Here is a 6504-nt window from a genome sequence, read left to right on the forward strand (position 1 = left end):
CTCACGCGTCAGGACGGCGTCAGGACGGCGGCCGGCGGGGCGCCCCGGGAGCAGGGTCGGCGGCGCCGGCGCGCCCCGCGCCGGCGCCCGCTCCCGTCCTCCCCGGAGGTCCCCCGTGGCCGATGCGGCCTACGTGCTCCTGACGCTCGGCGGCTTCGCCGCCCTGCTCCTCCTCGTCCGCGGCCTCGAGGCGCTCACCCTCGACCGCACCCCTCTCACGCCCGACCCCGGCGACGCGGCTCCAGTGGACCGGGCCCCAGCGGACCGGGCCCCCCTCGAGACCGCGGGCCGGCGCTCGTGAGCGCCGAGCACGTCGTCGCCCTGCTCGTGGCCCTCGTGCTGGCGGGCTACCTGCTCGCGGCGCTCCTGCGGGCGGACCGGTCGTGAGCGACGCCGCCGCGGGCGCCCTGCAGGTCGCCGTCCTCGTCGCCGCGCTGCTCGCCGCGCAGGGTCCGCTGGGCGCGTGGATCGCGCGGAGCCTGAGCAGCACCCGGCACCTCGCGCTCGAGCGCGCCGTCTACCGCGTGGCGGGCGTCGACCCGGACGCCGACATGCGCTGGCCCGTCTACGCGCGCTCCGTGCTCGTCCTCTCGGCCGTCTCGGTGCTGCTCCTCTACGGGCTGCAGCGGGTGCAGGCCGCGCTGCCGCTCGCCCTCGGGCTGCCCGGCGTGCCGGCCCCGACGGCGTGGAACACCGCCGTCTCCTTCGTGACGAACACGAACTGGCAGTCCTACAGCGGCGAGACCGCCATGGGGCACCTCGTGCAGGCGGGCGGCCTCGCGGTGCAGAACTTCCTGTCCGCCGCCGTCGGCGTCAGCGTCGCCGTGGCGCTCGTGCGCGGCTTCACGCGCTCGCGCACCGACCGGCTGGGGAGCTTCTGGGCCGACCTCGTGCGCACGTGCGTCCGCGTCCTGCTCCCCCTGTCGCTCGTCGCCGCGCTCGTCCTGCTCCTCGGCGGCGTGGTCCAGAACCTCGCCGAACCCACCACCGTGACGACGCTGACCGGCGGCGAGCAGACGCTCGTCGGCGGGCCCGTCGCCTCGCAGGAGGCGATCAAGGAGCTCGGCACCAACGGCGGCGGCTTCTACAACGCCAACTCGGCGCACCCCTTCGAGGGCCCGAGCGCGTGGGTGAGCCTCCTGCAGGTCTTCCTGCTCCTGCTCATCCCGTTCTCGATGCCGGCGGCGCTCGGCCGCCTCGTGGGCGACCGCCGCCAGGGGCACCTGCTCCTCGCCGTCATGGGCGGGCTGTGGCTGCTCGCCGTCACGGCGGTCACCTGGGCCGAGACGGCGGGCCGCGGTCTCGCGCCGCAGGCGGCCGGGGCGGCGATGGAGGGCAAGGAGGTCCGCTTCGGCGAGGCCCTCTCGGCCCTCTTCGCGGCCTCGACCACGGCGACGTCGACCGGCGCCGTCAACAGCTTCCACGACTCCTACACCGCCGCGGGCGGCGGCGTCCTCCTGCTGAACATGATGCTGGGCGAGGTGACGCCGGGCGGGGTCGGCTCCGGGCTCTACGGGATGCTCGTGCTCGCCGTCGTCGCGGTCTTCCTCGCCGGCCTCATGGTCGGGCGCACCCCCGAGCTGCTCGGCAAGAAGATCGGCCCCCGGCAGATGGTCCTCGTGGCCCTGTCCGTGCTGACGATGCCGGCGCTCCTGCTCGTCGGCGCCGCGCTCACCGCCGGCGTCCCGGCCCTCGTCGGGGCGTCGGTGCAGGACGCCGGGCCCCACGGGCTGTCGGAGGTCCTCTACGCGTACGCCTCGGCGGCGAACAACAACGGCTCGGCCTTCGCCGGCTTCGGCGCGGCGACGACGTACCAGGACACCGCCCTCGGCGTCGTCATGCTCCTCGGCCGCTTCGTGCCCGTCGTCCTCGTGCTGGCCCTCGCCGGCTCCCTGGCGCGCCAGACCGCCGTGCCCGCGGGCGCCGGCACCCTGTCCACCCGCTCCCCCGTCTTCGGCGTCCTCCTCGCGGTGGTCGTCGTCGTCGTGGCCGGGCTCACCTTCGTGCCGGCCCTCGCGCTGGCGCCCCTCGCGGAGGCCCTCTCGTGAGCACCACCACCCCCGTCCAGCCCGCCCCCGGTGCGCCGCGGGGCGCCGCCCCCGACGACGAGGCCGGCGGGCCCTCGGGCGGCGGCCGCGTCGGCGCCGGGTCCTTCTCCCCGCGCCAGCTCCTCGCCGCGCTGCCGACGGCGGTGCGCAAGCTCGACCCGCGCGACCAGGTCCGCCACCCCGTGATGATGGTCGTGTGGGTCGGCTCGGTCGCCACCACCGTGCTCGCGGTGCTCGACCCCTCGGTCTTCGCCGTCCTCGTCGCCGCGTGGCTGTGGGCGACGGTCCTCTTCGGGGGCCTCGCCGAGGCCGTCGCCGAGGGCCGTGGCCGCGCGCAGGCGGACAGCCTGCGCCGCGCCCGCGCGACGACGACGGCGCGGCGGCTGCGCGCGGACGGCACCGAGGAGGAGGTGGCCGCCCCCGAGCTGCACGTGGGCGACCTCGTCGTCGTCGAGGCGGGCCAGGTCGTCCCCGGCGACGGGGACGTCGTCGAGGGCGTCGCCTCGGTGGACGAGTCGGCCGTCACCGGCGAGTCGGCGCCCGTCGTCCGGGAGTCCGGGGGCGACCGGTCCTCGGTGACCGGGGGGACGACGGTGCTCTCGGACCGGATCGTGGTGCGCGTCACCGCCGAGCCGGGCGCGTCCTTCCTCGACCGGATGATCGCCCTCGTCGAGGGCTCCTCCCGCGCCAAGACGCCCAACGAGCGCGCGCTGGACCTCCTGCTGTCCTCGCTCACGCTCGTCTTCCTCCTCGCCGTCGTGACGCTGCAGCCCTTCAGCGCCTACTCCGGGCAGGCGCAGCCGCTCGTCGTGCTCGTGGCCCTGCTCGTGTGCCTCATCCCCACGACGATCGGGGCGCTGCTGTCGGCCATCGGCATCGCCGGCATGGACCGGCTCGTCCAGCGGAACGTGCTCGCGATGTCCGGGCGCGCCGTCGAGGCGGCCGGGGACGTCGACGTCCTGCTCCTCGACAAGACCGGGACGATCACCTACGGCGCCCGCCGGGCGACGGCGCTCCTGCCGGCGCCGGGGGTCGGCGCCGACGAGCTGGCGGCGGCGGCACGGCTGGCGAGCGTCGCCGACGAGACGCCGGAGGGCCGGTCCGTCGTCGCGCTCGTGGACGCCGGCGACGACGACGCCCCGGGCGCACGGGCCACGGCGGCCGAGGGGGACCTCGTCGAGGTGCCGTTCACCGCCCAGACCCGCATGAGCGGCGTCGACCTCGGGCCGGGATCGCCGGGCGGCGCGCGCAGCGTGCGCAAGGGGGCCGCGGCCTCGGTGCTCGCCTGGGTGCGCGCCGAGGGCGGCGGCGCCTCCCCCGCGGTGGACGCCGCGGTCGAGGACGTCGCCCGCCGCGGGGGCACCCCGCTCGTCGTCGCCGAGCGCGCCGACGGCGCCCCGGCCCGCGTCCTCGGCGTCGTGCAGCTCGAGGACGTCGTCAAGGAGGGCATGGCCGCGCGCTTCGCCGAGCTGCGCCGCATGGGCATCCGGACGGTCATGGTGACCGGCGACAACCCCGTGACCGCCGCCGCGATCGCCCGGCAGGCCGGCGTGGACGACGTCATCGCCGAGGCCACGCCCGAGGACAAGTTGGCGCGGATCCGCGCCGAGCAGACCGGCGGGCACCTCGTGGCCATGACGGGCGACGGCACCAACGACGCTCCCGCGCTGGCGCAGGCCGACGTGGGCGTGGCGATGGGATCGGGCACGTCGGCCGCCAAGGAGGCCGGCAACATGGTCGACCTCGACTCCGACCCGACGAAGCTCATCGAGGTCGTGGCCATCGGCAAGCAGCTGCTCATCACCCGCGGCGCGCTGACGACCTTCAGCCTCGCCAACGACGTCGCCAAGTACTTCGCGATCCTGCCCGCCCTCTTCGCCGGGCTCTTCCCCGGCCTCGAGGCGCTCGACGTCATGCACCTCGCGACGCCGCAGTCGGCCGTCCTGTCGGCCGTCGTCTTCAACGCGCTCGTCATCGTCGCGCTCATCCCGCTCGCCCTGCGCGGCGTGCGGTACCGGCCCGCCGACGCCTCGTCCCTCCTGCGCCGCAACCTGCTCGTCTTCGGGCTCGGCGGCGTCGTGGCGCCCTTCGTCGGCATCAAGGCCCTCGACCTGCTCCTCTCCCTCCTCCCCGGGATCGGCTGACATGCCCGCACGCGCCACCGCGCCCCTGCGCCTCGCCGGCGCCTGCCTGCGCCTCCTGCTCGCCCTGACGCTGCTGCTCGGCGTCGCCTACCCCGGCGCCGTCCTGCTCGCCGGCCGCCTCGTGCCCGAGCGGGCGGACGGCTCGCCCGTGCGGGTCGACGGCGCCGTCGTCGGCTCCGCGCTGCTGGGCCAGGCCGTGCCCGACGGGCCCGACGGCGACGCCTGGTTCCACCCCCGCCCGTCCGCGGCCGGCGACGGCTACGACCCGCTCGCCTCCGGGGCGTCCAACCTCGGGCCGAGCAGCCCGGAGCTGCTCGCCCTCGTCGAGGAGCGGCGCACGGCCGTCGCCGCTCGCGAGGGCGTCGACCCCGCGGCCGTGCCGCCGGACGCGGTGACGTCGTCGGGCTCCGGCCTCGACCCCCACGTGTCCCCGGAGTACGCGGCGCTGCAGGTGCCCCGCGTGGCCCGCGAGCGCGGCCTGGCCGAGGCGGAGGTGCGCGCGCTCGTCGAGGGCGCGAGCCGCGGCCGGGCGCTGGGCTTCGTCGGCGAGCCGGTCGTCGACGTCCTCGCCCTCAACGTCGCGCTGGAGGACGCCGCCGGGCCGGCGGCCGTGCGGTGAGCCCGCGTCCGAGCCCGCGTCGGGGCCCCGGGCGAGCCCCGGCGCGGCCGGGCCCGGTGACGCGGGACCATCGGCCCGTGAGGAGGACGGGGTGAGGGGCTCGCTGCGGGTGCACCTCGGCGCGGCGCCGGGCGTCGGCAAGACGTACCGGATGCTCGACGAGGGGCGCCGGCGCCGCGACCGCGGCGGCGACGTCGTCGTCGCGCTCGTCGAGACCCACGGGCGGGCGAGGACGGCGGAGATGGTCGGCGACCTCGAGGTGGTGCCGCGCCGCGTCGTGGACCACCGCGGGGCCCGGCTCGAGGAGATGGACCTCGACGCCGTCCTCGCGCGCGCCCCGCAGGTCGCCCTCGTCGACGAGCTCGCCCACACCAACGCGCCGGGCTCCCGCCACGAGAAGCGCTGGCAGGACGTCGAGGCGCTGCTCGACGCCGGGATCGACGTCGTGACGACGGTCAACGTCCAGCACCTGGAGTCCCTGGCCGACGTCGTCGCGACGATCACGGGGGTGCGCCAGCGCGAGACGGTGCCGGACTCCGTCGTCCGCGCGGCCGACCAGGTCGAGCTCGTCGACATGAGCCCGCAGGCGCTGCGCCGCCGGATGGCGCACGGCGACGTCTACGCCGCCGAGAAGGTCGACGCCGCCCTCAGCCAGTACTTCCGCGTCGGCAACCTCACGGCGCTGCGCGAGCTGGCCCTGCTGTGGGTGGCCGACCGGGTCGACGCCGCCCTCGTGCGCTACCGCGCCGACCAGGGCATCGCGACGCCGTGGGCCGCCCGCGAGCGCGTCGTCGTCGCCCTCACCGGCGGCCCCGAGGGCGAGGCGCTCGTCCGCCGGGGCGCGCGCATCGCCGGCCGGGGCCCGGGCGGGGAGCTCGTGGCCCTGCACGTGTCGGCGCAGGACGGCCTGGCGGGCGCCGCGCCCGACAGCCTCGCCCGCCAGCGCCGCCTCGTGGAGTCGCTCGGGGGGACGTGGCACGCCGTGGTCGGGGACGACGTCGCCGCCGCGGTGCTCGACTTCGCGCGCGGGGTCAACGCCACCCAGGTCGTCATCGGTGCGAGCCGCCGCGGCCGCGTGGCCGCCGCCCTCTCCCCCGGCGTGGGCGCCGCCGTCGTCCGCGACAGCGGCGACATCGACGTCCAGATCGTCACGCACGCCCAGGCCGGCCGCGCCCGCACCGCCCGCGGCCGCCGGGCGCTGCTCGCGCCCCGGCGGCGCGCCTGGGGCTGGGCGCTCGCGGCGCTCGGGCCCCTCGTCCTCGCCGGTGGCCTGCACCTCGCGCGCGGGCAGCTCGACCTCGCCATCGACCTGCTGCTCTTCCTCGCGCTGACCGTCGGCGTCGCCATCGTCGGCGGCCTCGGCCCCGCCGTGCTCGCGGCCCTGCTCGGCGGGGTGCTCGCCAACGTGCTCTTCACCCCGCCGCTGTACACGCTGACGATCGCCCGGCCGCAGAACGCCCTGGCCATCGCCGTGCTCGTGGCCGTGGCCCTCGCCGTCTCCGCCGTCGTCGACCTCGCCGCCCGCCGCACCACCCAGGCGCTGCGGGCCCGCGCGGAGTCCGACGTCCTCTCCGCGCTCGCCGGCTCGGTCCTGCGCGGCCAGGACGCCCTGCCGGCGCTGCTGGAGCGGGTGCGCGAGCTCTTCGGGCAGCGCGGCGCGGCCGTCCTGGCCCGCGGCCCCGGCGGCGCGTGC

At 77.4% G+C, this 6504-nt stretch carries 6 protein-coding genes; all 6 read left to right on the forward strand.

What is annotated here, in order from left to right:
- Positions 1-115 precede the first annotated feature (115 nt).
- Positions 116-301, forward strand: coding sequence for a hypothetical protein (locus tag HLB09_RS11275; protein WP_171203470.1), 186 nt, complete (start codon positions 116-118; stop codon positions 299-301).
- A complete protein-coding gene (kdpF, locus tag HLB09_RS11280) occupies positions 298-387 on the forward strand; it encodes a K(+)-transporting ATPase subunit F (RefSeq protein ID WP_171203471.1) in 90 nt (29 codons plus the stop codon). The genes HLB09_RS11275 and kdpF overlap by 4 nt, the downstream gene beginning before the upstream one ends.
- Positions 384-2048, forward strand: a complete 1665-nt coding sequence (kdpA, locus tag HLB09_RS11285; RefSeq protein WP_171203472.1) for a potassium-transporting ATPase subunit KdpA — start codon at positions 384-386, stop codon at positions 2046-2048. Before kdpF ends, kdpA begins: the two co-directional genes overlap by 4 nt.
- On the forward strand, positions 2045-4192 hold the full coding sequence (gene kdpB / locus HLB09_RS11290; protein ID WP_171203473.1) for a potassium-transporting ATPase subunit KdpB: 2148 nt from the start codon (positions 2045-2047) through the stop codon (positions 4190-4192). Before kdpA ends, kdpB begins: the two co-directional genes overlap by 4 nt.
- A gap of 1 nt (position 4193) precedes the next feature.
- A complete protein-coding gene (gene kdpC / locus HLB09_RS11295) occupies positions 4194-4811 on the forward strand; it encodes a potassium-transporting ATPase subunit KdpC (RefSeq protein WP_171203474.1) in 618 nt (205 codons plus the stop codon).
- A 91-nt stretch (positions 4812-4902) separates the two neighbouring features.
- A partial coding sequence (locus HLB09_RS11300) for a sensor histidine kinase (RefSeq protein WP_322790142.1) occupies positions 4903-6504 on the forward strand: 1602 nt, incomplete at its 3' end.

The sequence above is a fragment of the Pseudokineococcus marinus genome (assembly GCF_013004605.1).
In the GTDB taxonomy this organism is placed as follows: Bacteria; Actinomycetota; Actinomycetes; order Actinomycetales; family Quadrisphaeraceae; genus Pseudokineococcus; species Pseudokineococcus marinus.